The 26,894-nt window shown below is 73.1% G+C and carries 27 protein-coding genes; 15 read left to right on the top strand and 12 right to left on the bottom strand.

Annotation, left to right across the window (positions count from 1 at the left end; translation table 11 throughout):
- The first annotated feature begins 106 nt into the window (after nt 1–106).
- Nucleotides 107–2,122: a CAP domain-containing protein gene (locus JNK12_16945; protein MBL8777632.1), complete on the top strand. Its 2,016-nt coding sequence runs from the start codon at nt 107–109 to the stop codon at nt 2,120–2,122.
- A 9-nt stretch (nt 2,123–2,131) separates the two neighbouring features.
- Here JNK12_16945 and JNK12_16940 read toward each other — a convergent pair whose 3' ends face one another.
- Entirely contained in the window at nt 2,132–2,494 is a 363-nt protein-coding gene (locus JNK12_16940) for an STAS/SEC14 domain-containing protein (protein MBL8777631.1), read from the bottom strand.
- A gap of 58 nt (nt 2,495–2,552) precedes the next feature.
- Complete coding sequence (locus JNK12_16935; protein ID MBL8777630.1) at nt 2,553–3,530, bottom strand: hypothetical protein; 978 nt, start codon at nt 3,528–3,530, stop codon at nt 2,553–2,555.
- Nucleotides 3,531–3,724: 194 nt separating this feature from the next.
- On the opposite strand from JNK12_16935, the gene gdhA reads away from it, so the two are divergent.
- The 3 genes from gdhA to JNK12_16920 are packed head-to-tail and all read left to right on the top strand — an operon-like array spanning nt 3,725 to nt 6,122.
- Nucleotides 3,725–5,038 (top strand): NADP-specific glutamate dehydrogenase, encoded by a 1,314-nt coding sequence (gene gdhA, locus JNK12_16930; protein ID MBL8777629.1) that lies wholly within the window; start codon nt 3,725–3,727, stop codon nt 5,036–5,038.
- A gap of 59 nt (nt 5,039–5,097) precedes the next feature.
- Nucleotides 5,098–5,685: a hypothetical protein gene (locus tag JNK12_16925; GenBank protein MBL8777628.1), complete on the top strand. Its 588-nt coding sequence runs from the start codon at nt 5,098–5,100 to the stop codon at nt 5,683–5,685.
- Entirely contained in the window at nt 5,685–6,122 is a 438-nt protein-coding gene (locus JNK12_16920) for a DUF421 domain-containing protein (GenBank protein ID MBL8777627.1), read from the top strand. Before JNK12_16925 ends, JNK12_16920 begins: the two co-directional genes overlap by 1 nt.
- Before the next feature lie 48 nt (nt 6,123–6,170).
- Here the strand turns inward: JNK12_16920 and JNK12_16915 are convergent, their stop codons facing one another.
- A complete protein-coding gene (locus JNK12_16915) occupies nt 6,171–6,626 on the bottom strand; it encodes a MerR family transcriptional regulator (GenBank protein ID MBL8777626.1) in 456 nt (151 codons plus the stop codon).
- A gap of 46 nt (nt 6,627–6,672) precedes the next feature.
- Between JNK12_16915 and JNK12_16910 the strand changes: the two genes are divergently transcribed.
- The gene (locus JNK12_16910; protein ID MBL8777625.1) at nt 6,673–7,326 is read left to right on the top strand and encodes a methyltransferase domain-containing protein; all 654 of its coding nucleotides are present in this window, start codon (nt 6,673–6,675) and stop codon (nt 7,324–7,326) included.
- 42 nt (nt 7,327–7,368) lie between these two features.
- Here the strand turns inward: JNK12_16910 and JNK12_16905 are convergent, their stop codons facing one another.
- The 5 genes from JNK12_16905 to JNK12_16885 all read right to left on the bottom strand — a co-directional run bounded on the left by JNK12_16905 (nt 7,369) and on the right by JNK12_16885 (nt 11,988).
- Nucleotides 7,369–8,313 (bottom strand): DUF2889 domain-containing protein, encoded by a 945-nt coding sequence (locus tag JNK12_16905; GenBank protein ID MBL8777624.1) that lies wholly within the window; start codon nt 8,311–8,313, stop codon nt 7,369–7,371.
- Between the two features lie 85 nt (nt 8,314–8,398).
- Nucleotides 8,399–9,160 carry an alpha/beta fold hydrolase gene (locus tag JNK12_16900; protein MBL8777623.1) on the bottom strand — a complete coding sequence of 254 codons (762 nt, stop codon included), beginning with the start codon at nt 9,158–9,160 and terminating at the stop codon, nt 8,399–8,401.
- Nucleotides 9,161–9,213: 53 nt separating this feature from the next.
- A complete protein-coding gene (locus JNK12_16895; protein MBL8777622.1) occupies nt 9,214–9,717 on the bottom strand; it encodes a hypothetical protein in 504 nt (167 codons plus the stop codon).
- A gap of 122 nt (nt 9,718–9,839) precedes the next feature.
- Nucleotides 9,840–11,408, bottom strand: coding sequence for an AMP-binding protein (locus tag JNK12_16890; protein ID MBL8777621.1), 1,569 nt, complete (start codon nt 11,406–11,408; stop codon nt 9,840–9,842).
- A 34-nt stretch (nt 11,409–11,442) separates the two neighbouring features.
- Nucleotides 11,443–11,988, bottom strand: coding sequence for a hypothetical protein (locus tag JNK12_16885; GenBank protein MBL8777620.1), 546 nt, complete (start codon nt 11,986–11,988; stop codon nt 11,443–11,445).
- Between the two features lie 67 nt (nt 11,989–12,055).
- Between JNK12_16885 and JNK12_16880 the strand changes: the two genes are divergently transcribed.
- The 6 genes from JNK12_16880 (at nt 12,056) to JNK12_16855 (ending at nt 18,145) form a co-directional block, all read left to right on the top strand.
- The gene (locus JNK12_16880; GenBank protein ID MBL8777619.1) at nt 12,056–12,886 is read left to right on the top strand and encodes a hypothetical protein; all 831 of its coding nucleotides are present in this window, start codon (nt 12,056–12,058) and stop codon (nt 12,884–12,886) included.
- A gap of 74 nt (nt 12,887–12,960) precedes the next feature.
- Nucleotides 12,961–13,665, top strand: coding sequence for a Bax inhibitor-1/YccA family protein (locus JNK12_16875; GenBank protein ID MBL8777618.1), 705 nt, complete (start codon nt 12,961–12,963; stop codon nt 13,663–13,665).
- Between the two features lie 145 nt (nt 13,666–13,810).
- Nucleotides 13,811–15,025 carry an amidohydrolase gene (locus tag JNK12_16870; GenBank protein MBL8777617.1) on the top strand — a complete coding sequence of 405 codons (1,215 nt, stop codon included), beginning with the start codon at nt 13,811–13,813 and terminating at the stop codon, nt 15,023–15,025.
- Between the two features lie 142 nt (nt 15,026–15,167).
- Nucleotides 15,168–15,869: a DUF1275 domain-containing protein gene (locus JNK12_16865; protein MBL8777616.1), complete on the top strand. Its 702-nt coding sequence runs from the start codon at nt 15,168–15,170 to the stop codon at nt 15,867–15,869.
- Between the two features lie 55 nt (nt 15,870–15,924).
- A complete protein-coding gene (locus JNK12_16860; GenBank protein ID MBL8777615.1) occupies nt 15,925–17,025 on the top strand; it encodes an AlkZ family DNA glycosylase in 1,101 nt (366 codons plus the stop codon).
- 157 nt (nt 17,026–17,182) lie between these two features.
- Nucleotides 17,183–18,145, top strand: a complete 963-nt coding sequence (locus JNK12_16855) for a zinc-binding dehydrogenase (GenBank protein ID MBL8777614.1) — start codon at nt 17,183–17,185, stop codon at nt 18,143–18,145.
- A gap of 58 nt (nt 18,146–18,203) precedes the next feature.
- On the opposite strand, the gene JNK12_16850 is transcribed toward JNK12_16855, so the two are convergent.
- Both JNK12_16850 and JNK12_16845 read right to left on the bottom strand, forming a co-directional pair.
- On the bottom strand, nt 18,204–19,199 hold the full coding sequence (locus JNK12_16850; protein ID MBL8777613.1) for a 2-dehydropantoate 2-reductase: 996 nt from the start codon (nt 19,197–19,199) through the stop codon (nt 18,204–18,206).
- Between the two features lie 27 nt (nt 19,200–19,226).
- Nucleotides 19,227–20,168: a LysR family transcriptional regulator gene (locus JNK12_16845; GenBank protein ID MBL8777612.1), complete on the bottom strand. Its 942-nt coding sequence runs from the start codon at nt 20,166–20,168 to the stop codon at nt 19,227–19,229.
- 179 nt (nt 20,169–20,347) lie between these two features.
- Here JNK12_16845 and katG point away from each other — a divergent pair, with 179 nt between their 5' ends.
- The 3 genes from katG to JNK12_16830 all read left to right on the top strand — a co-directional run bounded on the left by katG (nt 20,348) and on the right by JNK12_16830 (nt 24,017).
- Nucleotides 20,348–22,480 carry a catalase/peroxidase HPI gene (katG, locus tag JNK12_16840; GenBank protein MBL8777611.1) on the top strand — a complete coding sequence of 711 codons (2,133 nt, stop codon included), beginning with the start codon at nt 20,348–20,350 and terminating at the stop codon, nt 22,478–22,480.
- A gap of 162 nt (nt 22,481–22,642) precedes the next feature.
- A complete protein-coding gene (locus JNK12_16835; GenBank protein ID MBL8777610.1) occupies nt 22,643–23,149 on the top strand; it encodes a pyridoxamine 5'-phosphate oxidase family protein in 507 nt (168 codons plus the stop codon).
- A gap of 127 nt (nt 23,150–23,276) precedes the next feature.
- On the top strand, nt 23,277–24,017 hold the full coding sequence (locus JNK12_16830; GenBank protein MBL8777609.1) for a hypothetical protein: 741 nt from the start codon (nt 23,277–23,279) through the stop codon (nt 24,015–24,017).
- Nucleotides 24,018–24,173: 156 nt separating this feature from the next.
- Here the strand turns inward: JNK12_16830 and JNK12_16825 are convergent, their stop codons facing one another.
- Nucleotides 24,174–25,043, bottom strand: a complete 870-nt coding sequence (locus JNK12_16825) for an LLM class F420-dependent oxidoreductase (GenBank protein ID MBL8777608.1) — start codon at nt 25,041–25,043, stop codon at nt 24,174–24,176.
- A gap of 117 nt (nt 25,044–25,160) precedes the next feature.
- Between JNK12_16825 and JNK12_16820 the strand changes: the two genes are divergently transcribed.
- Nucleotides 25,161–25,919 (top strand): DUF899 domain-containing protein, encoded by a 759-nt coding sequence (locus JNK12_16820; GenBank protein ID MBL8777607.1) that lies wholly within the window; start codon nt 25,161–25,163, stop codon nt 25,917–25,919.
- A gap of 40 nt (nt 25,920–25,959) precedes the next feature.
- Here the strand turns inward: JNK12_16820 and JNK12_16815 are convergent, their stop codons facing one another.
- Nucleotides 25,960–26,772 carry a helix-turn-helix transcriptional regulator gene (locus tag JNK12_16815; GenBank protein ID MBL8777606.1) on the bottom strand — a complete coding sequence of 271 codons (813 nt, stop codon included), beginning with the start codon at nt 26,770–26,772 and terminating at the stop codon, nt 25,960–25,962.
- Nucleotides 26,773–26,894: the final 122 nt, after the last annotated feature.

Below are 26,894 nucleotides of genomic sequence, written 5' to 3'. Positions count from 1 at the left end.
CGCCGGAAGAAGGGACAGATGACCGGGGCCCGTCCCCGGACGAGCGAGCTCCGGTAGCGTTCGACCGGAGAGCAGGTCAGCGGGGCGGCGGCGAGAGGTGACGGACATGGCCCTGGGATCGATCGACGGCGGCACCACGACGAACGCGTCTCGACGCGCACGGCGGCACAAGGCCATCGCGCTGGCCATGTGCGCGGGAGTGGTTGCGGCATCGCTGTCGTCGGCATCGGCGGGTGCCGGCGCCGACCCGGTCGGCGACCCGCTCACCGGCGCCCCGGTCGCCGAGTCCGGCGACGTCCCTGCCGCCGCGTCCACCTCGAGGGCCGAGACCGCCGCACCCGAAGGGCGCGGCTCGGGCTTCGCCCCCAGCACCCGTCTCGCCTCGTGGCAGCTCTACCAGGACCTGTACGTCACCAACGTCGACGCCCAGCTCCCCGTCACCACCAACCCCGCCAGCTGCTCGTCCCCGGGCACCACGCAGAGCTTCCGCCAGGAGGTGCTCGACCGCGTCAACTACTTCCGGGCCATGGCGGGCGTGCCCGACGACATCGCCCTGAACCCGGACTTCAACGCTCGCGCCCAACGCGTGTCGCTGATGATGGCCGCCAACCAGAGCATCAGCCACACACCGCCCTCGTCCTGGGCCTGCTACACGCCCCAGGGCGGCGCCGCCGCCAACAAGTCCAACCTGTGGCTGAGCCGCTACGGCGCGGCCGCGATCACGGGGTGGATCGAGGACCCGGGCAACGGGAACGAGCCGGCCGGGCACCGGCGCTGGGTCCTCCACCCCCCGACCCGCAGCATGGGCATCGGCTCGATCCGAGGCCCCGCCAACCAGCCCTTCCGCACCGCCGCCGCGCTCTATGTGATGGACGGTCACATCTTCGACCCGGTCCCCCGGCCCCGCGACGGGTTCGTGGCGTGGCCGCCCCCGGGCTTCGTCCCCGACGACCTCGTCTTCGACCGCTTCTCGTTCGGGATCGACGGCGCCAACTTCGCCAACGCCAGCGTCGCGGTGACCCGCAACGGCAACCCCGTCACCGACGTCGAGCACACCCCCGCCAACGGCTACGGCATCAACACCCTCGTCTGGGAGGTGCCGGCGGCGAACACCCAGCCCGCCACCTACCACGTCACCATCCGCGGGGTGTCGGGCGCGCCGCGGTCGGTGTACGAGTACGACATCAACGCCTTCGACGTCATGGTGCCGCCCGAGCCGGTCACCATCGTCACGCCCGGGAACGAGGCGGAGTACGCGCGCGGCCGCTCGGTCCTGGCCGACTTCTCCTGCCAGATGCCCAACCAGGTGTCGTGCGTCGGCACCGTCGCCGACGGGGCCGCCATCGACACGAGCACCCTCGGCCCCCGCAGCTTCACGGTGACGGCCACGGACAGCTCCGGCGCCCAGGAGATCCGGACCCACCGCTACACGGTGGTGGACAAGACGAAGCCCACGGTCACCATCACCACGCCGCCGACCGGGGCGTCGTACGTCCAGGGCCAGTCGGTGACGGCCGACTACGGCTGCACCGACGAGTCGGGCGGCTCCGGTCTCGTGTCGTGCACGGGCACCGTGGCCGACGGCGCCACGGTCAACACCTCGGCCCTGGGGGCGAGCCGACCGTTCTCGGTCACCGCCACCGATGGTGCCGGCAACGTCCAGACCGTCGAGCGCCCCTACGCCGTCACCCAGCGCCCGGACGCGGCCATCGCCCCCGACGCCACCAGCACACCGGCGGGGACCGACGTGTACTCCTCCGCCAGCACGCCGACGCAGACCTCGTCGGTCACCGTGGCGAAGGGCGGCACCCACACCTTCTTTGTGACCGTGACCAACGACGGCGGCGCGGCGGCGAGCTTCCGCCTGAAGGGGACCACCACCACGGGGGCCGGCTACACGGTCCGCTACGTCGCGGGGACGACGAACATCACCTCCGCGGTCAACGCCGGCACCTACTCGACCGGCTCGCTCCAGCCCGGCGAGTCGGTCACCGTGAAGATCAAGGTGAAGCGCTCGGCCACCGGTGCCCGCCCGGGGACCATCAAGGTCGACCTCGGCGTCCGCAACGGCGCCGGCCCCTTCGTCCGCGACCTGGTGCGGGCGAAGGTCAGCCCCGCCTGAGCCCGACGCTCAGTCGGCGGCCGCCCAGGCGACGGCGTCGGCCTGCTCGGCCAGCGGGAACACCTTCACCTCGCCCGGGACGGCCCACCCGAAGACGCTGGTGAGGTGGCGCACCCAGTCGATGTCGGTGACCAGGGCGGCCCGGCGCCACTTGCCGTGGTGGTGGACGCCGAGCTTGGCGTCCTGCCACGAGGCGCCCGCGCTGTAGCCCTCGAAGCGGTCACCGAGGACGTACACGAGACGGATGGCACCCGCCTCGCCCGCCGCCTCGATGGCGGGGATGAGCGTGTCGCGGTAGTCGTCGCTGTGGATCTCACCGACGACCTCGAAGCCGATGACGCCGTCGGGCAGGTCAGGAAGGGTCACGAGCATGGGGCCATCATCTCGGATCGACGGGCCGCGGGGAAGGGGCGCGTCGGAACGACGCCGGTCAGGCGTTCACCGCGACGGTGAGGGCGATGCGCAGGTCGCCGGCGGCGGGCGTGCCCGTGACCGTGGGGGTCTGAAGGTCGGCGCCGTCGGAGAACACCATGTCGGTGGCCAGGGACGTCCTCGACAGGTTCGAGACGCTGCTCTCGTACCCGTCGGCGCTGCCGTACACCTCGCTCGAGATGTCCTCGGGAAGGGCCAACTGCGAGGTGACCAGGCGGTTGCCGTTCGAGGTGATGTCGCCGACGCTCGGGTACACCTCGAAGTGCATGTGGGGCCAGCGGCCGTCGTAGCAGCCCGGGAAGATGGTGGTGAACGAGAGCGTGCCGTCGTCGCCCGCCACCTGGACCCCTCGGAGGTAGTTCTGGTCGGTGGCGGTGTAGAGCGAGTACCGGCCGTCGCGGTCGGCGTGCCAGAGGTAGAGGGCGGCGCCGGGAAAGGGCGAGCCGTCGCCGGCGTGCACCACGGTCAGGTCGACACCGAGCGGGAGGCCCTCGGCGGTGCCGGAGTAGTCGCCGAAGCTGGTGGTGATGTCCTCGCGGACGATGCCGCTCTCGGTGAGCACGTCGGGGCCGTTGGTGCCGTCCGCCGGGTATGGGCCCGCGGTCTCCTCCGGTACGGCGTCGGTGACCGTGCCGGCCGCCGAGGACGAGCCACCTGCGGTCGTGCTGGCGGCGCCGAGGGCGGACGAGGTGGTCGATCCGCCGGCCGCCGCCGACGTCGAGGATGCCGAGGAGGACGACGAGGACGAGCCGCAGGCGGCGAGGACGAGCCCCAGCCCGGCGCCGCCGAGCAGCTTCAGCGCACCTCGCCGGTGCAGGAGCCGGGGCGCATCGGACAGACGGGCGGCCATGACCTCGGCGCGGCGGGCGGCGAGGACGGTGAGGTCGTACCGCAGGCCGAGGTCGTGGGCGTCCTGAGCACCGTCACGGGACCCGGCGGGCAGAGCAGATGAGGTGGTGACATCGAGTTCGTCCATGTCCGCATCGTCACCGCCGCACCGGGGAGTCACCTGGGCGGAACCTGAGAAGTTGCTGAGGATCCGAGGCCTCCCGAAGGTTCTCAGCGCACGGGCGCAGGGGCAGCGGTAGCGTCGCCGCAGTCACGAACCGGGGGGTGCACCAAGTGCAACGGACGCTGAGCAGCGAGGCCCAGGCGGAGCTCGACCACTTCATGGCCGGGCTGGTCAAGCGCAACCCGGGGGAACCCGAGTTCCAGCAGGCCGTGCTCGAGGTGGCGGAGACGCTCATCCCCTTCACCCTCGAGCATCCGCACTACCGCAAGGCCCAGATCCTCGAGCGCATGACCGAGCCGGACCGGGTGGTCATCTTCCGGGTGTCGTGGGAGGACGACGACAACAACGTGCGCGTCAACCGGGCCTGGCGGGTGCAGTTCAACAACTCGATCGGCCCGTACAAGGGCGGGATGCGCTTCGACAAGAGCGTCACCCTCAGCGTGTTGAAGTTCCTCGCCTTCGAGCAGATCCTGAAGAACAGCCTCACCGGCCTGCCCATGGGCGGGGGCAAGGGTGGCTCCAACTTCAACCCCAAGGGCAAGAGCGACAACGAGGTCATGCGCTTCTGCCAGTCGCTCATGATCGAGCTGCACCGCCACATCGGCGAGGACACCGACGTGCCCGCCGGCGACATCGGCGTGGGCGCCCGCGAGATCAGCTACCTGTTCGGGCAGTACAAGCGCCTCGCCAACCGCTTCACCGGTATCCTCACCGGCAAGGGCCTGGCCTTCGGCGGCAGCCTCGTGCGCACCGAGGCCACGGGCTACGGCGTCGTGTACTTCAGCGAGGACATGCTCGCCACCCGCGGCGAGGGCATCGAGGGCAAGACCGCGGTCGTGTCGGGGTCCGGCAACGTCGCGCTCTACACGATGGAGAAGCTGAACCACCTCGGCGCCAAGGTGGTGACCGCGTCGGACTCGGGCGGCTTCGTCCACGACCCCGACGGGATCGACGAGGAGAAGCTGGCCTGGCTCAAGGACCTCAAGGAGAAGCGCAGGGGTCGCCTCCAGGAGTACGCCGACCACTTCGGCTGCTCGTTCTTCCCGGGTCAGCGCCCCTGGCACGTGCCCTGCGACCTCGCGTTCCCGTGCGCCACCCAGAACGAGCTCGACGGGGACGACGCCGCCGCCCTCGTGAAGAACGGCACGATGCTCGTGGCCGAGGGCGCCAACATGCCCACCTCGATCGACGCCATCCACGTGTTCCGGGAGGCCAAGCTGCTGCACGGCCCGGCCAAGGCATCCAACGCCGGCGGCGTCGCGGTGTCGGGCCTCGAACAGAGCCAGAACTCGCTGCGCATCTCGTGGACCCGCGAGGAGGTCGACACCCGGCTGCGCGAGATCATGCGCGGCATCCACGCGGAGTGCGTCCGCTACGGCTCCGAGGGCGACTTCACCGACTACGTCAAAGGCGCCAACATCGCCGGCTTCGTCAAGGTGGCCGACGCCATGGTCGCCTACGGCGTGGTCTGACCCAGCACCTCACCCCGGTCGCGACCTGACGGGGCCATCGCGGGGGTAGGAGCAGGATCGTGATCACCGGTCGCGGTTCTGCACGAGCAGCCCCCGGACACGAACGGGACCCGCTGGCGGCCGTCACCCACTTCGACCGCGAGGATGGGCCCCGCCGGCGCCGCCACCGTCGGATCACCTACGCCTGCGGATGGCTGCTCATGGTGGCGCTGGTCCTCAGCGCCGTCACCGATCGTCTGGGCTGGACCGAGGTGACCGGGACCTCGACCCGAACGAGCACGTCGGCCGGCGGCGGGTACGAGCTCACCGTGCGTTACCCCGCCGTCACCCGCCCGGCCCTGGCCGCCCCGTTCGACCTGCGCATCGAACGGTCCGGCGGCTTCGACGGCCCGGTCCGGGTGGCGGTGTCGTGGGCGTGGATCGAGATGTGGGACGAGAACGGGTGGAACCCTCCGCCGGCGGGTGGCTGGGCGGACGGCGAACGGCTGGTGCTCCAGTTCGACCCACCGCCCGGCGATGTGCTCCGGATCGTCTACGACGGCCGCATCCAACCGTCACAGCAACAAGGGCGGGACGGCACCGTCGCGGTCGTCGAAGGCGGACGGGCCGTCGCCTCCGTGCACTTCCACACGAGGGTGCTGCGCTGATGCAGATCGTCGGTCGCGCCACCCTGGTCTTCTTCTTCGTCCTCATCCTCCTGCGGGTGCTGCGCAAGCGCTCCCTCGGTGACATGAGCCCGCTCCAGATGCTCATGCTCGTGGTCATCGGCGACCTGGTCCAGCAGGGCGTGACCCAGGAGGACTACTCGGTGACGGGCTCGGCACTCGCCATCGCCACCTTCGCGTTCTGGGTGTCCGTGCTCGAATGGTTGACGTGGCGCTCGGACCGCGCTCGACGCGTGGTCGAGGGCGTGCCGGTGGTCCTCATCGAGGACGGCCAGCCCGTGGAGGCCACCTTGGCCCTCGAGCTCATCCCGTGGGCCGAGGTGCTCGAGGCCGCTCGCCAAAACGGCATCGAAGACATCGACGACGTGCGGCTCGCCGTCCTCGAGACAAGCGGCAAGCTCTCGTTCATCACCCGCTGAGCCCGCCCGCCGGCGTCCAGCGCCTCGGTGAGGAACGCCGTCACCCGGTCAGCCCACTGGCGCCGCCTCCAGGCGGCGGTCGATCTCGGCACCCATCACCCAGCACTCCGTGGCGGGGTGGTCGAACCGGCACAACAGAGCGCCGTCGAGGTAGGCCCGCGCCCGCTGGAGCCGTTCGATCTCCGCGTCCAGGGCGGCCAGGCGCTCCCGGGCGACCGCCTTCCACTCGTCCACCGTCGACGCGCCGAGGATCACCTCGATGTCGTCGAGGGACAGGCCGGCGTCCTGCAGCATGCCGATGAACACGAGGCGGCGCAGCGTCGGCTCGCGGAAGCGGCGCTGGCCCGACCGGCGCTCGTCGGCCTCGAGCAGGCCACGGCGCTCGTAGTACCGGACGGCCGAGGTGGCCACGCCAGCCCGGGCGGCCACCTCGCCGATGGTCAGGAGGGCCTCGTCGTCGCGCACCATGTCGGCAGTTGACTTGAAGTCGGGTTCAAGTGTCAAGGTCCTCGTATCGGCCTCGTTCCGAGGCCCCGACGAGAGGACCCCGATGGCACACCACCCCTCCGACGCCGCCGACGCCCCGGCCGCCGCCGATCTGCCCCCCAACCACCATGGCCACCACCCGGGCTTCGCCGGCGTCGGCGGCCTCGTCGCCGCGCTGTCCATGACCGTCGGGCGCCGCGGGGACGCCGAGCTCGCCGTCGACCTCGCCAGGCTTCGACCCGGAGACCACGTCGTCGACGTCGGCTGCGGGCCGGGCACCGCCGTCCGCCTCGCCGCGGCGCAAGGCGCCACGGTGGTCGGGGTCGATCCCGCCACGGTGATGCTTGACGTCGCCCGTTGGACCACCCGGTCGCGCACCGGGATCACCTGGCAGGTCGGATCGGCGGAGGCGTTGCCCCTCCCCGACGCCTCGGCCGACGTCGTGTGGGCCCTGTCGACCGTGCACCACTGGCCCGACGTGCGCGCCGGCGTGGCCGAGGTGGCCCGGGTGCTGCGGCCCGGCGGGCGGTTCGTGGCCCTCGAGCACCAGGCCGACCCTGGCGCGGGCGGTCACGGGAGCCACGGGTGGGCCGAGGCGCAGGCCGACACCTTCGCCGGCATGTGCTGGGACGCCGGCCTCGCCGACGTGGACGTGTCCACCCACGAGGGCCCCAAGCGCCCGGCTCTGGCCGTGGTGGCCCACCGCCCCGCCCGCTGACCGGCCCGCCGAGGCCGGGACCGCCCGTTCTGGGTGGCGGCGTCAGGTGGGGGCGAGGGCCTGCACGTCGGCGAGGGCGCGGAGCGTGCTGGTGAGGTGGGTGCAGGTCGTCGGGCCGACCAGCTCGGTGCGGGCCTGGGTGGCGACCTCGTCGAGCGAGGCCCCGACGAGGGCCTGCGCCGAGCTCGCGCCGCCGGCACACTCCCGCCACGGGAGCGTGCGGGGGTCGACCTCGACCGCCTCGAACCGGCCGTCCGCACCGAGCAGGGAGCGCACGACGTACTCGTGGAGGACCATCTCCTCGACCTCGTCACCGTCCACCGACCGGTAGGTGTCGCGCAGGTGGCTGTCGGTGACGAGGCCGGGCGTGCCGTCGGGCGCGGGGCCGACGTCGAGGCGGCGGCGCCGGCGGACCGTGCCCAGCGCCAGCGGCGGATCGTCATGCCAGTCGCCGTCGCCGGCGAGGTCGGGGGCGGCGGGTCCGAGCGGCACGGCCACGTGGTCGTGATCCGCCAGCACCGTGTGCATCTCGCCGCCCGCGGCCCAGCCGATGCAGATGTCTCCCTGGTGGGAGGCCATGTCGCCGCCGCCACCGGCCGTCACGCGGAGGGCGCCGGCCCGCAGCGGCGCGTAGCCGGACACGAGGACGGCGCCGGGCAGGTCCTCCAGCATCGACGCCCGCAGGGACCGGAACGCGAGCTCATCGCCCAGCACGGTCGCGACCACCCGACCGAACCCGCCCCGCACGCTCACCCCGACCAGGCCCTCGAGGCCGACGACGTCGTCCGTATCTCCGTCGATGCTCGTGATCTCGGCGGTCATCGGGTCGAGCGTGAGCCGCAGCGACACCGAGTGCTCCTCGTCGACCTCGCCGTCTTCACCCAGGCGCCGGTCTCGCCCCCGGAGCACGACCTCGGTGGCCAGTCCCGCCGGGCCGTCCGGACGCAGCGTGTCCGTCGTGGTCGTCCGCCGCGTCGAGCCGGGCACCTGCGCCGGTGTGCCCGACAAGGGCCGGTGCGGTCCCGAGGGAGGGCGGGGCCCGGCCCTCGGATCCCAAGCGTCGGTCATGCGGTCACCGCTCGGCCAGCGCGGCGGTCGCCCGCGCGAAGGCGGCGTACTCCACCGGGTGGCTGCGGGGGGCGAAGTGGGCGGCACCCTCGATCACGTGCAGGCGGGCGTCGGGCAGCGTCTCCGCGAGCCAGACGGCGCCGCCGTCGTGGAACGCGCCGGTCTCGCTGCCGTAGCCGACGAGGGCGGGCACGCCGACGTCCTCGAAGGCGAAGGGCGCGGTCAGCTCGGAGGCCATGTCCACCTGGAAGGCCACGCCCTCGGCCAGACGCCGGGCCCGGCCCGAATCGCTCTGGCCTTCCCAGACCGCATCGCCCAGCACCCGTCGGTAGAAGTGCTCGACGGTCGCGCCCGGATCATCGGAGGCCGCGACACGGGCGTTGTAGTCCTTGGTGAACTGCGGCCACTCGTCGATCCAGACGAGCGGCGGCTCCCACATCCCGAGGGCGGCGAAGGCCTCCGGGCGCAGGGTGGCGGCCAACATGGCGGGGTTGGACCCGAAGCTGTGGGCCACGACCACCGCCGGCGCCCCCGCCTGCTCGATGACCCCGAGCAGGTCGTGGGCGTGGTCGACCATGGCCGTCGGCGGCTCGGCCCCGAGCGAGCGGCCGTAGCCGCGGCGGTCGTAGACGACGACCCGCCGGTCGGCGAGCTCGGTGAGCAACGGCCGGAAGCTGCTCGATCGGTCAGGCGCCCCGTGCACCAGCACCAGGGGCGTGCCCGTCTCCGGTCCGTGCGCCTCGACGTGGATGCCGTCGAGGTCCATGGACCGAAACTAACAGTTGCGTCAGATCTGGGTCAGCCGCAGCGGGCCGGCGCTCAGCCCGAGACCTGGACGGAGGTGACCGCCTGCGGCTGGCCCTGCGACGCCGCGTCGTTGCCCACCTGGACCACCACGGTCGGGTCGCCGCCGGCGGTGAAGGTGCAGAACGACGAGCCCGCCGCGCCCTCGCAGTTCTCCAGCGACCACGAACCGGCGCCACCGCTCTCGAAGGCGAAGATCGAGTCGACCGCGCTCTGCGTGCCCAGCTCGAGGGCGGTCGCCTGGTCCCCCACCTCCCACGCCTGCACGAAGGCGGTGGCGTAGGCGTCCGGATCGGTGGGCAGGCCGCCGGCCGTCGTGGTCGACGTGGCGGGCGCCGCGGTGGTCGGCGGCGCCGTGGTGGTCGAGGTGGTGGGCGCCGCAGTGGTCGTGGTCACCTCGGCCGTCGTGGTCGTGGTGGCGTCGTCCCCACCGTCGCTGCCACACGCGGCGAGGACGAGGGTCAGGCCGGCGACGCCGCCGACGAGCAGGGCGACCGTGCGCTTCGGGTGCGATGCCATGACCGCGACGCTACGTCCTGGCCGGCACCCCCGGTCCACGGCACCCCGATCGGCCCCGAGGTGGAGGCGACAGCGTCCGGAATCCGGACGTCGTGACCTCCACCTCGTGCCCGTCGCCACCGTCACCGCTCCGGCGCGTCCTCCGTCGCGGCGCCGGCGAGGCGCCGGACCGCGTCCTTCGCCACCTTGCCGTTCGTGGTGGTGGGCAGGGCGTCGACGAACAGGACGTGGCGGGGGCGCTTCAGGGGGGAGCTGTGCGCTCGGACGTGGTCGGCGAGCTCGTCGGCAGACGGGGCGGCACCGGGGGCCGCCACCACGACCGCGCAGATGGCCTCACCCCAGTACTCGTCGGGCACGCCCACGACGGCGACCTGGTCGACACCCGGGTGGGTGGAGAGCACGTCCTCGACCTCCCGGGAGGAGACGTTCTCGCCGCCGGTGATGATCACGTCCTTCTTGCGGTCGACCACCGAGAGGCGGCCGTCGGCCTCGAGGCGGCCGATGTCGCCGGTGCGGAACCAGCCGTCGGGGGTGCGGGAGGCGGCCGTGGCGACGGCGTCCCGCCAGTAACCCGGGGTGACCGGATCACCCCGCAGGACGATCTCGCCGGTCTGGGCGACCGGGAGCAACGCACCGTCGTCGTCGGCGATGGCCACCTCGACGCCCGAGTGGGGCCGGCCCGCGGTGGCGAGGAGCGCGGGCTCGTCGGCCAGCCCACGGCGGTGCTCGTCGGGGCCGAGGAAGGTGACGTTGCCGCCCGCCTCGGTCATCCCGTAGCCCTGGTCGAAGCCGACGTCGAGCCGCTGGGCGGCGCGGCGCAGCAGGTCGGGGGACATGGCCGCCGCGCCGTAGGCGATGCCCCGAAGGGTCGGCATCGGGGTCGGGGCCCCGGGTCGGATCCCCGACTCGTCGAGGTGGGCGACCAGGGCGTGGAGCATGGTCGGGGCCAGCGAGCAGGTGGCCACGCCGTGGGCCTCGACGAGGGCCACGAACTCGTCCGGGCGGAAGTGGGCCGTGAGCACCACGGTCGAGCCGACGAGGTGCTGGACCAGCAGGTTGTATCCCGCCACGTGGCACATCGGGAACGGCAGCAGGTACACGCCGGCCCCGGCCACACCCCGCCCCTCGACGGTGCCCCGGGCGGCCGCGAGCAGCGACCGGTGGGTGTGCACGACGCCCTTCGGCGCACCGGTCGACCCGCTGGTGAACAGCAGCCACGCCGGGTCGTCGGGCCCCGAGCGGACGAGACCGACGGCGGGACGGTCGTCGGCGACGCGCCGGTCACCCGAGGTCGCCGCCGCCCATTCGGATGAGCCGAAGGTGACGATCGGGAGATCGAGACCGTCGGCCACCAGCGCGTCGAGGAACACGGCGTCGCCGACGACGAGGCTCGGCTCGGCCAGGTCGAGCTGCACCCGCTGGTCGCCCGCGCTGAGGCGCTGGTTCACGAGGGTGAGCACCCGACCGGCCCGCGGCACGGCGTGGTAGCAGGCGACGTAGGCCAGCGAGTTCTCGGCGACGACCGCCACCCGGTCGCCCGGCGCCGTCCGGCCCGCGACCCAGACGGCGAGCGCCGCCACCGTGCGGTCGAGCTCGGCGAACGTGGCGGTGCCGTCCGGCGCCACGACCGCGACCCGGCCCGGGTCGCCCACCGCCGCCTCGGCGACGACCTCGTGCAGGAGCTCGGCCACGGCCGCCATTCAAGCCGCGCCCGGCCCGGGCCCCTCAGCCGGCGACGATCGTCGCGGCCAGCGCCACTCGGTGGTCCTTGGCCCAGGGCGGCCCCAGCCGCGCCCGCGGCCCGCGCAGCACGTCATCGGCCCGGTCCCCGAGGAGCGCGGCCGCCTGCGACTCGGCGGTCTTGGCGTCGTAGCGGTGGATGGCCCACCCGCGCCGGATGGCCGCCTCGGCCAGCACCTCGCGGTACATGACCGCGTCGGCCCGGGCGTCCCACGGGGGCACCCGCAGGGTCGCCACGTCGGTGGGGAACTCGTCGGGTGAGTGCCGTAGCGCCATCGAGGCCACCGGCGCCGGCAGCGAGCGCTCGAGCTCGTCGAGCGCCCTCGCGGTGGCGTGCTCGGCGGATGCCCGCACCGAGGCGATGAGAGCGGCCATGCCGTCGTCGTCGAGGGCCTGGCCGTCGTGATGGACGGGCATGACCGGCGTCCCGGGCTCTACCAGCTCGATGCGCCGCCGGTCGACGACGGCGTGGTCGGCCGACGCCGTCACCACCACGGCCCAACCCAGGTGATCGGCGATCCCCACCCGCATCCCCCCATCTTCGCGTCCACACGTCCCGGCACGGGGCCGTCGCCAGACCCGTGGGTACGCTCCGCCCATGGGAGACCTGCGGGGACGCCGGTCCCGCCCGGACGGCACGATCGGGGCAACCGTGAGCGGCGTCCCGTCGGCCGCCACCGAGGTCGCTTCCGTCGTCGCCGCGCTGCTCGCTCACGGCGCGGTGTTGGCCGCACAGCCGCCCGCCAATGCCGCCCCCGACCCCGAGGCCGACGCGTTCCTGCGGTCCGATCCCTTCGCCTTCCTCGTGGCCGTCGTGCTCTGCCAGGGCATCACCGCCGAGCGGGCGTGGTCGTCGCCGTGGCTGCTGCGCCAGCGACTCGGCCACCTCGACCCGGCGCGCATGGTCGCCGACCCCGAGGCGGTGGAGGCCGCCATCGCTCAGCCACCGTGCATCCACCGCTACGTGGTCAACACGCCACGGTGGGTCGTCTCCGCCGCACAGCAGGTGCTCGACGCCTACGGCGGCGACGCCGCCGCCATCTGGGACGACGAGCCCACCGCTGCCGAGCTGCGCCGGCGCCTCCAGGCCTTCGACGGGATCGGCCAGAAGAAGGCGGCCATGGCCGCCGAGATCCTCGAGCGCGACTACGGCGTTCCGCTGCGCGAGGTGACCGGCAGTGACGTGGCCTACGACGTGCACGTCCGGCGGGTGTTCCTCCGTGCCGGCCTCGCCGACGCCGACGACCTCACCCACATCGTCGAGCAGGCCCGCGTCGCCCACCCCGAGCGCCCCGGCGCGCTCGACCTTCCGGCGTGGGACGTCGGACGCCAGTGGTGCCGCCCCCGCGACCCCGACTGCGCGCGGTGCCCCCTGGACGGCGCCTGCCCGAAGCTGATCGCCGCCGCCGCCGACGTCCGCGCCACCTGAGCCGAGCGGCGGCCACGCACCGGCCGTAGCCTGGAGGGAACGGGCGGAACCCGACCCCGGTCAACGAGGAGCCCATGTCCCAGGCCCAGCCCTACGCCGTCCCCGTCGCCACCCTCGACGAGGAGACGCGCGCCGACTTCATGGTCAAGGTGTATCAACACCTCGTCGCCGCGATCGTCGCCTTCGTGGCCTTCGAGACCCTGCTCTTCGCCACGGGCGCGGCGGAAGGCCTCTTCAACCTGTTCTACGGGAGCGGCGGCGCCTGGTTGCTCCTCCTCGGCGGCTTCATGGTCGTCAACTGGCTCGCCACCGCCGCCGCCCACGACCTCGCCAACCCCGGGCGCCAGTACGCCGGGCTGTTCGCCCTGGCCGGCGCCGAGGCGCTGATCTTCGCCCCGTTCCTCTACTACGTGTTCAACGAGGGCGGCGGCGGCACCACCACCGTGGCCAGCGCCGCGGTCATCACCGTCGTGGCCTTCGCCGGCCTCACCGTCGTCGGCATGGTGACCCGTCGAGACCTGTCGTTCATGCGGCCCCTGCTCATGTGGGCGGGCGTGATGTCACTCGTGCTCATCCTCGCCGCCGTCCTGTTCGGCCTCGAGCTCGGCGTGTGGTTCACCCTCGCGATGATCGCCCTCGCCGGCGGGGCCATCCTCTACCAGACCCAGACCATCCTGCGGCACTACCCCCAGGAGGCCTACGTCGGTGCGGCGATCCAGCTGTTCGCCTCGGTGATGCTGCTGTTCTGGTACGTGCTGCGCCTGCTCAGCCGCCGCTGACCTCGGCCGGTCGTGCCGTCGAGGCACGACGGCGTCCTCCCCCACCTCCCCCACCGCCGACGATTCGGGACCTTGGTCCCTAGCGCCCCGCGGCCCCGCTCGCGATCGTCGGCGGAAACAGCGTTCTCGCCACGGGGGATTCACGATGCAGTACACGCCGCACAGCCCGGACATGTCGTACTCCGCGTTCGACCACCCGGTGTTCGACTGCGACTTCCACCTCTACGAGGAGGCGGACTCGTTCACCCGGTACCTGCCGAAGGAGTACGCGGGCCTCATCCGCATCGCCGAGGTGGACGGCCGGCGCAAGATGATCGTGCGAGGCCGGGTGTCGGACTACATCCCCAACCCCACCTTCGAGGTGGTGGCCGAGCCGGGGTCCGCCGCGGAGTACTTCTCGGGGCGCAACACCGCCGGCAAGAGCTACCGCGAGATCGTCCGACCCATGCGGGCCATCCCCGAGTTCACCGACCCGGACGCCCGCCTGGCCCTGATGGACCGCATGCACATCGACGCCATCGTGAACTTCCCGACCTTGGCGTCGCTGATCGAGGTCAACTTCATGGACGACCCCGTCGCCTCGCAGGTGCTGGTCCACGCCTTCAACCAGTGGATGCACGACGAGTGGGGCTTCGACCACGAGGGCCGCATCTTCACCACGCCGGTCATGAACCTCGCCATCCCCGAGGGAGCGGTCGCCGAGTTGGAGTGGGCCCTCGAGCGGGGCGCCAAGACCGTGCTGGTCCGGCCCGCTCCGGTCGCCGGCCACCGGGGCCCGCGCTCACCCTTCCTCCCCGACAACGACCCCTTCTGGCGGGCGGTCGAGGAGGCCGACATCCCCGTCATGCTGCATGCCTCGGACTCGGGCTACTCCCGCTTCGCCAACGAGTGGAACGGCGTGTCCGGCGAGATGCGCCCGTTCGAGCAGCACCCCTTCTACGCCGTGTCCCAGGCTTACCGGCCCACCATGGACACCATCTTCTCGGCGGTCATCCACGGCATGCTCTCTCGCTTCCCCGGCGTGCGCATCGGCACCATCGAGTGCGGCAGCAAGTGGATCGGTCGGGTGGTCGAGGACCTCGCCGACGGCTACGGGAAGATGCCCCACCTGTTCGCCGAGGACCCGGCGGACACCCTCAAGCGAGCGCTCTACGTCGCCCCCTTCTGGGAGGACGACCTCGAGCCGCTGATCGACGCCATCGGCCTCGACCACGTGCTGTTCAACTCGGACTGGCCGCACCCCGAGGGCCTGGCCGACCCCGTCGAGTACGCGGTGTACGCCCGCGACGAGGTGGGCCTCGCCGATGAGGACGTGGCCAAGATCATGGGCGCCAACATGTACGAGCTGATGGGCGTCTAGGGATCCCCCCGCCGGCGGCGTCTCTCCCCCGGGGCGCCGCCGGCCACGCCCTCGGTCACCCCATCCGGCGAGGCGGCCCGTCCTCCTGCTACGCCATGGTCCCCAGCGACGCCGAGGGGGACGAGTGACCAGGGGAGACGACATGAGGGGGGCGACCGCCCGGTCGCCGCAGGTCGCCACCGCCTACGGGCTGACCGCCGTCGCCGGCTGCGTGGACGCCATCGCCTACACCCGCATCAGCGGCGTGTTCCCCGCCAACCAGAGCGGGAACCTCATCCTCCTCGGCCTCGTCACCGGCGGCGCCCCCGGCACCCCCGTGGGGCGCACCGCTGCGGCGATCGCCGCGTTCGCGCTGGGGGTGATGGCCGCCGCCCGGTCGAGCGGTCGGCTGGGTCGAGGCCGGGACCCGGGCCTACTCGCCGCCGAGCTGGCCCTGCTCGCCCTGGCCGCCCTGCTCGTGGGGGCCCTTCCCGTCGACGGGGCGCCCTCCACCGTCGACGGGGCCCGGGGGATCGCGGCGCTCGTCGTCTTGGGCCTGGCCATGGGCGTGCAGACCGAGGTCATCGGACGCGTGGTCGGGGTCGGCGTGAGCACCACCTTCGAGACCGGGGCGTTGACCCGGCTGGCCGAGCAACTCGGCCGCCCCGGAGCGACCGACACCCGCGTGGTCCTCGTGCTGGCGCTCGGCGTCGCCACCTACGTCGCCGGGGCGGCGGCGGGCGCCTCGATCGCGGCGCACTGGTCGCTCCCGCTCATGGTGCCCGTGGCGGCGCTGGCCCTGCTGGTCGCCGTCCACGCCCTGCGCTCCCGGCGAACGCAACCCGCCTCGGCGGACCCTGACTGAACGCCCCGGGGCATGCCCCCGGGCATGCCCCGGCGCAACCGGTCACCATGGGGCGATGGCTGCGCCGCTCGTCCTGTCCGACCGGGCCCTCAACCGCGCCACCCTCGAGCGCCAGTGGCTGCTGGCGCGCCGGCCGGCGGGCTCGGTCGACGTCGTGGGCGCCGTCGAGCACCTCGTCGGCCTCCAGGCCCAGGAGCCGCTCGACCCCTACCTCGCACTGTGGTCGCGACTCGACGGCTTCGAGCCGGACGCCCTCGGCGACCTGCTCGAGGCGCGGGCCGTCGTGCGCATCGCGGTCATGCGGTCGACCATCCACCTGATGACCGCGGACGACGCCGGCGCGGTCCGCCCCATCGTGCAGCCCGTGCTCGACGCCGAGGTGAAGGCGCATCCCGACGCCCGCCAGGTGATGGACCGGCCCTTCGACGACGCCCTCGCCCTGGGGCGGCGGTGGCTGGACGAGTCACCGCGCACGCCGGCGGAGCTACGGGCCCGCTTCGCCGACGCCGTGCCCGACCGCCACGCCGCCGGGCTCGCCTACGTCTGTCGCACCCACCTCCCGCTCGTGCAGGTGCCGCCCCGCGGCGTGTGGGGGAAGAAGGGGACGGTTCGTCTCGCCCACCTCGACACCTGGGTGGGCCACCCGCCACCCACCACCACGCTCGACGACCTCCTGCTCCGCTACCTGGCCGCGTTCGGCCCCGCCACCCCCGGGGACGCCACCGCCTGGTGCCGGCTGACGGCGATGCGGCCCGTGTTCGAGCGCCTCCGCCCCCGGCTCCGGGTCGTCCGTGACGAGCGGGGGCGTGAGCTGTTCGACGTGCCCGACGGGCCCCTGCCCGACCCCGACGTGCCCGCCCCGGTCCGCTTCCTCCCGACGTTCGACAACGTGCTCCTGTCCCACCAGGACCGGTCCCGCTTCTTCGTCGACGGCGAGCGCTTCGCGGTCGGCATCCCCGAGGCGCACATCAAGGGCACCGTGCTGCACGACGGCCTGGTCGTGGGCACCTGGTGGTGGGACGACGACGACCTGGTGGCCACCGTCGTCCCGCGCCTGTCCCGCCGGGACCGGGACGAGATCGCCGACGAGGCCGCTCGGGTGCTCGCGCTCTACGGGCGCCCGGGACGGGCGCGCGTCGAGACCGTGGCGGCGTAGCCCGGGGCCATCCGCCGAATCGCCCGCCCCTTCCGACGGCGAGGCCCTTGACCTCAAGTCAACTCGAGGATTTAGGGTGCGGAGCCAGGTCGACCGGGCCCCAAGGCCACCTGGAGCCGGCGACCGGCCACCTGCGTCCAGAGCGAAGGAGACACCCATGTGGGCCATCCGCCAGCACGCCTTCGGCGGGCCCGAACAGCTGCACTACGAGGAGGTGCCGGACCCCGAGCCGGGCGCCGGCCAGGTGCGGGTCCGGGTGTCGGCCGCCGGCGTGCACGTGGTCGACACCGCCATCAGGCGGGGCGAGCCCGGCCCTTTCCCACCCCCCGACCTCCCGATGACGCCCGGTCGCGAGGTCGCCGGCTCGGTCGACCGCACCGGCGACGGGGTGGACCCGTCATGGCTCGGCCGTGCCGTGGTGGTGCACCTCGGGATGGCGTCGGGCGGCTATGCGGAGCTGGCCCTCGCCGAGGCCAGCTCGCTCCAGGCCGTCCCGGACGGCCTGGACGCCGACGGCGCGGTGGCGATGATCGGCACCGGCCGCACGACGATGTCGATCCTGGACCGGGCCGCGCCCACCACGGACGACGTGGTGCTGGTGACCGCGGCGGCCGGCGGGATCGGGACCCTGCTGGTGCAGGCGGCGGTCGGTGCCGGCGCCACCGTGGTCGCCGCTGCGGGAGGGCCCCACAAGGTCGACGTGGCCCGCGGCCTCGGCGCCGATGTGGCGGTGGACTACGACCGCCCGGACTGGCCGGAGGAGGTGCGCGCCGCCGTCGACGGCCGGGACGTGTCACTGGTCTACGAGAGCGTGGGCGGCCGCATCGGCGAGGCCGCCGTGGCCCTGCTCGGTGCGGGAGGGACCCTCGCGGTCAACGGTTGGTCCTCGGGCACCCCGCTCGAGATCGACGAGGCGGCCCTCGCCGACCGTGGGGTGCAGGTTGCCCCGTGGGTGCGACCCACGGACCTGCGGCCCCTCGAGGACCGCGCCCTCGCCGCGGCGGCGAGCGGCGCGCTGACGCCCGTGGTGGGACCACCCTTCGACCTCGCCGACGCAGCCGACGCCCACCGAGCGGTCGAGACGCGGGCGACCATCGGCAAGACCGTCCTGCACCCCTGACGGCCGGGCGCGTCGGCCGGACGGCCGACACCCCGCGCGCCTCCGGGTGCCGCCGCCCTCAGGGAGCGTCGAGGAGGGCCAGCACCTCTTCCGGCGCCATCGACGCCGGCGGGCGGCGCTCGCGGGCGCACTCGTTCGCGAGCCGCCGCAGCAGTTCGTTGACCGGGGTGGGCACTCCGTGGAGGCGGCCGAGCAGGACGATCTCACCGTTCAGGTAGTCGACCTCGATGGCGCCGGCCTGCCGGGCGAGGCTCTGGCGGCCCGAGCTGCCCACCCGGCGCTGGCCGTCGATGCGGCGGAGCTGGATGAGGTCCCCGCGACGCTCGGCGTCCTGCTCCTCGGACACGTGGTCGATGCCCGCCGCGGCCAGGCAGCGCCGGCCCTCCTCCTGGGCCCGCACGTAGAGCTCGCCCCCGGCACCTTCGAGGCCACAGACGGCGTCGACCGCGTTGGCCAGGTTCAACAGCAGCTTGGCCGCCTTCCAGCGCACGATGTCGGGCCGCACCTCGGACTCGAACCCCGCCGAGCGGAAGGCCGCGGCGATGGCCTCCGCGGTGGGGTCGGCCTCGATGTCGCCGGTCCCGTCACCGCCGGCGGGATAGCGGCCGAGGTCGAGCAGCCCCTCGACGGGTGTCGAGTTGGCCTGCACCACCCCGGGCTCGACGTGGGTGGCCGGGAACATCACGCACACGCCGTAGACCGGGTCGAAGTGGCGCAGCAGGACGCGCTCGTTCTCGAGGCCGTTCTGGAGCGACACCACCGCGAGCCCGGGCGGGGCCACGGGGTCGAGGGCGGCGACCACGCCGGCGGTGTCCTGGCTCTTGACCGCCAGCAGCACCACGTCGTCGGCGCCGAGCTCCAGGCGCCCGACACGATCGACCACCGGGACGGCCAGGGTCACTTCGCCCGTCGGGCACTGGATGGTCAGACCCCGGTCCCGGATGGCGTCGTGGTGGGCACCACGGGCCACCAGCACGACGTCGTGGCCGCGCTGGAAGAGCCGCCCGCCGACCACTCCCCCGATGGCACCGGCCCCCACCACGACGAAGCGCATGGTGCGAGTGTGCCGCGTCGCCGCCGGCTACGCGCCCGAGGCCTTCGAGGCGCCGGTGAGCGCGGCCATGCCGGCCCGCCCCGCTTCGGCGATGGCCTCGCCGAGGGCCCGGTAGCTGTCGGCCCGGGCCGACGAGGACCGCCAGGCGAGCCCGACGGTGCGGGTGGGCACGTCGGGGCGCAGCTCCCGCACCACGACCCGCTCGCCCGGGTGGACGTCCCGTTCGATCGCGGTGGCGGGGAGGAGGGTCACGCCGAGCCCGGAGCCCACCATCTGCACCACGGTCGGCAGGCTGGTGCCCTGCACCTCGACGGTGCCGTCGTGGCCCGCCAGCTCACACACCGCGAGGGCCTGATCGCGCAGGCAGTGGCCCTCCTCCAACAGCACGAGGCGCTCGTGGGTCAGGGCCGAGAGCGCCGGTCGGCGGCCCCTGGCGAGGGGATGGCGCTCGGGCACGGCCAGCAGGAACGGCTCGTCGTAGAGGGCGAGCTCGTCGATGCCGGGCCGGTGCAGCGGCAGGGCCAGCAGGAGCAGGTCGAGCTCGCCGGCCTGGAGCTGCGCGATGAGCGACTCGGTGCGGTCCTCGCGGAGGTAGAGCTCGACGCCGGGATGGGCGCGCTCGACGAGGGGGATGGCCCGGGGCAGCACGTAGGGGGCGATCGTGGGGATGACCCCGAGGCGCAGGGAGCCCCCGAGCTCGCCCCCGGCGTCGCCGGCCGCCTCACACAGGTCGTCCAGCTCGCTGAGGATGCGCCGGGCCCGGGCCACGACCTCCTCGCCTGCAGGCGTCACCAGCACGCCGCGGTTGGTGCGCTCGAACAGCTGCGCCCCGAGCTTGGTCTCCAGCTCCCGGATCTGGTTGCTGAGGGCGGGCTGGCTGATGAAGCAGGCCTGCGCCGCCCGCCCGAAGTGGCGCTCGTCGGCCACCGCCACCGCGTAACGCAGCTGTTGGACGGTGGGGCGATTCATAACAAGAGGTTATCGCCGTGAGAGGAAACCGGAACTTCCCTGATCGGCGCGGGGGGAGGAGAGTGGCGGGTAGCGCTTGACCGACCCGCCACCAGCGCCCCGCCACCGAGGAGACCGACGTGTCCGACACCCATGACAAGAACGCCACCGCCAGCACCAGCGAGAGCGAGAACCCGGCCATCGACGCGCCGGAGCCCAAGCCGGGTCGCCCCCGCACCAACAAGGACTGGTGGCCGGACCAGCTCGACCTGTCCGTCCTCAACGCCCACGGGCCCCGCCCCACCCCGCTCGGCGAGGAGTTCGACTACGCGGAGGCCTTCGCCGGCCTCGACGTCGAGGCCGTGAAGCAGGACCTCGTCGATCTCATGACCGACTCGCAGGACTGGTGGCCCGCGGACTACGGCCACTACGGGCCGTTGTTCGTCCGCATGACGTGGCACGCCGCCGGCACCTACCGCATCGAGGACGGCCGGGGCGGCGGCGGTGCCGGCATGCAGCGCTTCGCCCCCCTCAACAGCTGGCCCGACAACGCCAACCTCGACAAGGCGCGCCGCCTGCTGTGGCCGGTGAAGCAGAAGTACGGCCAGGCCATCTCCTGGGCCGACCTGTTGGTGCTGGCCGGCAACGTGGCCCTCGAGTCGATGGGCTTCGAGACCTTCGGCTTCGCCTTCGGTCGACCCGACGTGTGGGAGCCCGAGGAGGTCATCTGGGGGCCCGAGGACACCTGGCTCGGCGACGAGCGCTACAGCGGCGAGCGGGACCTGTCGAACCCGCTGGGTGCGGTGCAGATGGGCCTCATCTACGTGAACCCCGAGGGCCCCAACGGCAACCCCGACCCGCTGAAGGCCGCGGTCGACATCCGGGAGACCTTCCGGCGCATGGCCATGGACGACGAGGAGACCGTCGCCCTCATCGCCGGCGGCCACACCTTCGGCAAGACCCACGGCGCTGGCGACCCCGACCTCGTCGGCCCCGAGCCCGAGGGCTGCCCTGTGCACGCCCAGGGTCTCGGGTGGAAGAGCTCGTACGGCAGCGGCAAGGCCGGTGACACCATCACCAGCGGCCTCGAGGGCGCCTGGACGCCGACGCCCATCACCTGGGACAGCAGTTTCTTCGACACCCTCTTCGGCTACGAGTGGGAGCTCACCGAGAGCCCGGCCGGCGCCAAGCAGTGGAGGCCCGCGGGTGGCGCCGGATCCGACGCGGTGCCCGATGCCCACGATCCCGACCGGCGCCACGCGCCGATGATGGCCACCACCGACCTCGCCCTGCGCTTCGATCCGGTCTACGAGCCCATCTCGCGGCGGTTCCACGAGCACCCCGAGCAGCTCGCCGACGCCTTCGCCCGGGCCTGGTACAAGCTCCTCCACCGCGACATGGGCCCGGTCTCGCGCTTCCTCGGACCGTGGGTGCCCGAGGCGCAGCTGTGGCAGGACCCGGTCCCGGCGGTCGACCACCCGCTGGTCGACGAGGCCGACGTGTCGGCGCTGAAGGCCAAGATCCTCGACTCGGGGCTCTCGGTCTCCCAGCTCGTGTCCACGGCCTGGGCCTCGGCCTCCACCTTCCGGGGCACCGACAAGCGCGGCGGTGCCAACGGCGCCCGCATCCGCCTCGCCCCCCAGAAGGACTGGGAGGTCAACGCCGGCGTCGGCGAGGTGCTCTCGGTGCTCGAGGGCATCCAGGCCGACTTCAACGCCTCGGCAACCGGCGGCAAGCGCATCTCGCTCGCCGACCTGATCGTCCTCGCCGGCTGCGTCGCCGTCGGTGAGGCCGCCAAGGCCGCCGGCGTCGAGGTGAAGGTGCCGTTCACCCCCGGTCGCACCGACGCCACCGAGGACCAGACCGACGCCGAGGCCTTCGCGGTGCTCGAGCCCCGCGCCGACGGCTTCCGCAACTACCTCCGCCCCGGCGAGAAGCTCGACCCCGAGACGCTGCTGCTCGACAAGGCCAACCTGTTGACCCTCACCGCTCCCGAGATGACGGTGCTGCTGGGCGGCATGCGCGCCCTCGCCGACGACGGCGCCCTCGTGGCGAACCACGGCGTCCTGACCAACGAGTTCTTCACCAACCTGTTGAGCATGGACAACGAGTGGTCGACGGCGGCCACCGAGCACGAGTACGAGGGCCGGGACCGGGCCACCGGCGAGGTCCGCTGGACCGCCACCGCGGTCGACCTCGTCTTCGGCCACCACAGCCAGCTGCGGGCCCTGTCCGAGGTCTACGCCAGCAGCGACGCCGGCGAGAAGTTCGTCCAGGACTTCGTGGCGGCGTGGGACAAGGTGATGATGCTCGACCGCTTCGACGTCAAGTGATCCGATCCACCACCTGACGTGGCGGCCCCGGTCCCCGGACCGGGGCCGCCGCTCCGCGTCCGTCCGCCCCCGATCGATCACGGCCGGAGACGGCCGACCGGGGCGGCGGTACCATCCGCCGGCGGGCGGACGACGGACCGAGTGACGACAAGGGGGAGCCCGATGGCCGAGCCGAAGACCGACCGCCCGCTGATGCCCGAGGGGTACGGGGTGCCCGAGACCGACGACGGGATGTTGGCGTGGGCCGAGGTCGAGGAGCGCCTCGTCGAGTCCACCCAGTACTGGATGGCCACCGCCCGCGCCGACGGTCGGCCCCACGTCGTCCCCCGTTGGGGGATCTGGCTCGACGGCGGCCTCTACTACGACGGCTCGCCGGCCACGCTGCACGCCCGCAACGTCGCCGCCCGCGGCGACTGCGTCCTGCACCTCGAGGACGGCTGGCAGGCCGTGATCGTCGAGGGCACCGCGGCGCCGGCCGAACCCCCGGGCCTCGAGCTCGGCGGCCGCATCGCCGCCGAGATGCGCCGGAAGTACGGCGAGAAGGGCTACGAGCCCGAGCCCGACGCGTGGGAGGGCGAGGCTTCGGGTGGCCTCGTGCGCTTCACCCCCGTCAAGGCGATGGCCTGGTTCGACTTTCCCGCCGACGTCACCCGCTTCCGCTTCGGCTGAGCGCCCCGCATCGGAGCCACCCTCCCGCAACGTCGGTGGGTCACCGTCCGTCGTGACTATGGCGGCGCCCACTGGGTTAGGGAGCAGGCCGATGACTGCCCCCGATTCCCACGCACGCCCTCCCGGCGTGACCGACGAGACCGTGGAAGCCCTCGGCAAGCTGTCCGAGGCGATCGAGTGGCTCGAGCGGGCCCGAGGTCGCCTCTACGACTTCCACCAGATGGTCGGGCACCTCGACTTCCAGATGGACGAGGCGGCCCGCCTCTTCCGCGAGGCCGGCCACGACGACGCCGCCGCCTGGGTCGAGGAGGAGGTGATCGGACGCAACGTCCTCGACGGTCGATGGACCTTCCAGATGGTCGAGGAGTTCGACGACCTGTACTACGGGCCGATCCGCGCGGGCGAACGGCGCCTCCTCGACGAGCTGGCCGACGGCCGGCGCCACCTCTTCGAGGCCGAACTGAAGGAGCAGCGCCGGACCCATGGCCAGTCCGGCCACGAGCGACGCCCGCCGGCGATGCACGAGCCCGCCCTCGGCGCCGGAGCGGAGGACGGCGACGCCGTCGTGATGGACCCGGGCGAGCCGGACCCGGCGACGATCCCGCGTGGGGCATGCCTTCTGACTACTGCCCGGCGGGGCCGGGTAGGTCCTGCGGACGCCATCAGAGGAGGCACCATGCCTGGAACCGACGATCGAGACCCCAGCGACGCCGAGCGCGCCCCCGCCAGTCGCGTCGGCGACGAGCTCCAGAAGCAGGTCGACGAGGGCGAGCAGGATCCGGAACGGGCCGAGGAGAAGGCCATCGCCGAGGCGGAGCGCAAGGGCTGGGACCAGGAGCAGACCGCCCGCGAGGGCGGCGCGAGCTGATCTCGGCGCCGGGCCGCCGGCCCTGGCGGTCCGGTGTCGAGCCGCGGTCGTCTGGGCGTCGGGCGGGCGCCGGGGCGGCGAGAACAGGGCGGCGCGAACAGGGCGGCGAAGGCAGGCGCGCCTCCCGGTCGGCCGCGGGGAGCGCCGGCGGCTGTGTCAGGCGAGGAGCGCCGGCGCGAGGCGGCGCCACGCCTCGCGGTCGACGGGGGCGCCCGGCGCGCCCAGCAGCTGCACGCACACGTGGTCGGCGTCGGCGTCGCGGTGGGCCTGTACCCGGGCCGCGAGGTCGTCCACGTCGCCCCAGGCCACCACCTCGTCGACGAGGCGGTCGCTCAGGTTCTCGACGTCCTCGTCGGTGAAGCCGAGGCGCTTCCAGTTGTTGGTGTAGTTCGGGAGCGTGGCGTAGATGGACAGGGCCTTTCGGGCCACGTCCCGGGCCGCGTCGGGATCGGTGTCGAGGACGACCCCCTGCTCCACGGCGAGCAGGGCATCCGGGCCCATCGTCTGGCGGGCGAGGGCGGTGTGCTCCGGGGTCACCAGGTAGGGGTGGGCGCCGGCCGAGCGGTCGCGGGCCAGCTCGAGCATCTTCGGCCCGAGGGCGGCGAGGCAGCGGGCCTCGCGGGGCACGCCGCCGGCATCGAGTCCGTCGAGGTAGGTGCGCATCGTGGACAGCGGCTTGTCCCACGACATCCCCTCGTGTGCGTCGATGAACGAGGCGTGGCTGATGCCGATGCCGAGGAGCAGCCGCTGCCGGTCGGCCGCGGACTGCGCCGCCCACCACTCGGCGGTCTCGGCCGGCGTGTGCATCCAGACGTTGAGGATCCCGGTGGCGATCTCCACCGACGACGTCGCCGTCAGCAGGTTGTCGAGCGACCCGAAGAGGTCCCCGCCGACGTCGGGCACCCAGAGCGCCGTGAACCCCAGACCCTCGAGCTCGGCGGCGAGGTCGGCGATCTCGGCGGGATCCCCGTAGCGGAGCTCGTGGGCCCAGACGCCGGTGCCGGTCAGTGACGGGTGCGCGCTCATGCGGTCACCGTAGGGGCGCGGCGGTGCGGGCCCTTGATCGGGCCGGGTCCCGATGAGTGCCGGCGGTGGCATCCGTCGGAACGGAGGCGGGCACCACCAACCGAAGAGGAACCTGCGATGGACCTGCCCCCGAACCTGCCCAGCGTCACCACCCGGGAGGAGTGGCTCGCCGCCCGGGTCGCGCTGCTCGCCGAGGAGAAGGAGCTGACCCGCCGGCGCGACGCCCTGAGCACCCGCCGGCGCTCGCTGCCCATGGTCCTCGTCGAGGAGGACTACCGGTTCGACGGCCCGGACGGCACCGTCCGCCTGCTCGACCTCTTCGAGGGCCGCCCGCAGCTGATCGTGTACCACTTCATGTTCCACCCGGAGTGGGACGAGGGCTGCTCGAGTTGCACTGCCGGCACCGATGAGCTGTCGCCCGGCTTCCTCGAGCACCTCCACACCCGGGACACCACCTACGCCATGGTCTCGCGAGCGCCCCTGGCCAAGCTCGAGGACTGGAAGGCGAAGCGGGGCTGGGACGTGCCCTGGTACTCGTCGGGCGACTCGGCCTTCAGCTACGACTTCGGCGCCACCATCGACGAGTCCCGCGGGTACGACACCTTCAACTACCGGACCCTCGACGAGTACGCCGCCCGGGGCGAGGAGTCGATGAAGACCGCCGACCAGCCCTACGACATGCCGGGGCGCAGCTGCTTCCTCGCCGTCGACGGCGAGGTGTTCCACACCTACTCCCAGTACGCCCGCGGACTCGAGAGCACCGGCGGGAGCTACTACTTCCTCGATCTCACCGCCCTCGGCCGCCAGGAGGAGTGGGAGGAGCCGCAAGGCCGCAGCGAGGCGGTCCGCTCCGCTCAGCCCGACTTCGCCACGTAGCGCGCCCTCCCCTTCCCACCGGTGAGATCCCCCGCACCGGTCACGCGAGGTCGGCGGCGTACTCGCGGAGGATCTCGGCAGTGGCCGCGTCGGCGGGGAGGAAGGCCTCGAGAGCCAGCTCGGCCAGCGTGATGTCGAGGGCGGTGCCGAAGGTGGCGATGGTGGTGATCAGCGCCAGGGGGCCCTTGGCCGACTCGAGCAGCATCGGCATGGCCACGTCACCGGCGTGCTCGCCACCTGCCCGGGTCTCGTCGATGCCCTGCTCCTGCAGGAGGCCGCGCAGCTCCTCCTCCAGCGCGCCAACCTCGGCGTCGCCGGTGATGAGGGCCTGGCGGCGGAGCCGGTCGAGCACGTGCCCGGCCCACTCCCCCAGGTTCCGGATCCGGGGGGCCAGGCCGTGCGGGTGCATGCTCACCCGCAGCACGTTGACGGGCGGCTCGAGCAGCTCGGGAGCGACGTCCTCGACGAGCACGAAGGCCGCCAGGTTGGAGGCGACCAGCTGCCACTGGCGGTCGACGACGATGGCGGGATAGGGCTCGTGGCCGGCGAGCACCTGATCGAGGGCGGTCCGCACGACGGCGAACGACGGGTCGTCGAGCGGGCTCTCCCGGAACGTGGGCGCGAATCCGGCGGCCACGAGCAGGTGGTTGCGCTCTCGCAGCGGCACGTCGAGTACCTCGGCCAGGTGGAGGACCATCTCCCGGCTCGGCCGGGCCCGGCCCGTCTCCACGAAGCTGAGGTGACGCGTGGTGACGCCGGCCTCGGTGCCCAACTCGAGCTGGGACAGGTGACGCCGCTGCCGCCACGACCGCAGCAGTGGACCGACCGACGGGTGCTCGGTGGTGGCGGTCATGACGCGGACGGTACCCACGGCGGCGGGGCAGGGCGATTACCTCCCAGGGAATCGCCACCGTTCCCTCCCGGGAGCACGATGGTGTCCATGCCGCCGCCGCCCGACGCCTCCGATGCACTCTC

The sequence above is a fragment of the Acidimicrobiales bacterium genome, assembly GCA_016794585.1.
Taxonomy (GTDB): Bacteria; Actinomycetota; Acidimicrobiia; order Acidimicrobiales; family DATDAH01; genus JAEUJM01.
Note: the sequence above shows the minus strand (reverse complement) of the source record. Positions and strands in the feature narration are given on the sequence as shown.

Bases quoted from the DNA above. Each gene is read 5' to 3' on its own strand.
- JNK12_16945 (MBL8777632.1), top strand. From the start codon at position 107: ATGGCCCTGGGATCGATCGACGGCGGCACCACGACGAACGCGTCTCGA.
- JNK12_16940 (MBL8777631.1), bottom strand. From the start codon at position 2,494: ATGCTCGTGACCCTTCCTGACCTGCCCGACGGCGTCATCGGCTTCGAG.
- JNK12_16935 (MBL8777630.1), bottom strand. From the start codon at position 3,530: ATGGACGAACTCGATGTCACCACCTCATCTGCTCTGCCCGCCGGGTCC.
- gdhA (MBL8777629.1), top strand. From the start codon at position 3,725: ATGGCCGGGCTGGTCAAGCGCAACCCGGGGGAACCCGAGTTCCAGCAG.
- JNK12_16920 (MBL8777627.1), top strand. From the start codon at position 5,685: ATGCAGATCGTCGGTCGCGCCACCCTGGTCTTCTTCTTCGTCCTCATC.
- JNK12_16910 (MBL8777625.1), top strand. From the start codon at position 6,673: ATGGCACACCACCCCTCCGACGCCGCCGACGCCCCGGCCGCCGCCGAT.
- JNK12_16900 (MBL8777623.1), bottom strand. From the start codon at position 9,160: ATGGACCTCGACGGCATCCACGTCGAGGCGCACGGACCGGAGACGGGC.
- JNK12_16895 (MBL8777622.1), bottom strand. From the start codon at position 9,717: ATGGCATCGCACCCGAAGCGCACGGTCGCCCTGCTCGTCGGCGGCGTC.
- JNK12_16885 (MBL8777620.1), bottom strand. From the start codon at position 11,988: ATGCGGGTGGGGATCGCCGATCACCTGGGTTGGGCCGTGGTGGTGACG.
- JNK12_16880 (MBL8777619.1), top strand. From the start codon at position 12,056: ATGGGAGACCTGCGGGGACGCCGGTCCCGCCCGGACGGCACGATCGGG.
- JNK12_16875 (MBL8777618.1), top strand. From the start codon at position 12,961: ATGTCCCAGGCCCAGCCCTACGCCGTCCCCGTCGCCACCCTCGACGAG.
- JNK12_16870 (MBL8777617.1), top strand. From the start codon at position 13,811: ATGCAGTACACGCCGCACAGCCCGGACATGTCGTACTCCGCGTTCGAC.
- JNK12_16865 (MBL8777616.1), top strand. From the start codon at position 15,168: ATGAGGGGGGCGACCGCCCGGTCGCCGCAGGTCGCCACCGCCTACGGG.
- JNK12_16860 (MBL8777615.1), top strand. From the start codon at position 15,925: ATGGCTGCGCCGCTCGTCCTGTCCGACCGGGCCCTCAACCGCGCCACC.
- JNK12_16855 (MBL8777614.1), top strand. From the start codon at position 17,183: ATGTGGGCCATCCGCCAGCACGCCTTCGGCGGGCCCGAACAGCTGCAC.
- JNK12_16850 (MBL8777613.1), bottom strand. From the start codon at position 19,199: ATGCGCTTCGTCGTGGTGGGGGCCGGTGCCATCGGGGGAGTGGTCGGC.
- JNK12_16845 (MBL8777612.1), bottom strand. From the start codon at position 20,168: ATGAATCGCCCCACCGTCCAACAGCTGCGTTACGCGGTGGCGGTGGCC.
- JNK12_16835 (MBL8777610.1), top strand. From the start codon at position 22,643: ATGGCCGAGCCGAAGACCGACCGCCCGCTGATGCCCGAGGGGTACGGG.
- JNK12_16825 (MBL8777608.1), bottom strand. From the start codon at position 25,043: ATGAGCGCGCACCCGTCACTGACCGGCACCGGCGTCTGGGCCCACGAG.
- JNK12_16820 (MBL8777607.1), top strand. From the start codon at position 25,161: ATGGACCTGCCCCCGAACCTGCCCAGCGTCACCACCCGGGAGGAGTGG.
- JNK12_16815 (MBL8777606.1), bottom strand. From the start codon at position 26,772: ATGACCGCCACCACCGAGCACCCGTCGGTCGGTCCACTGCTGCGGTCG.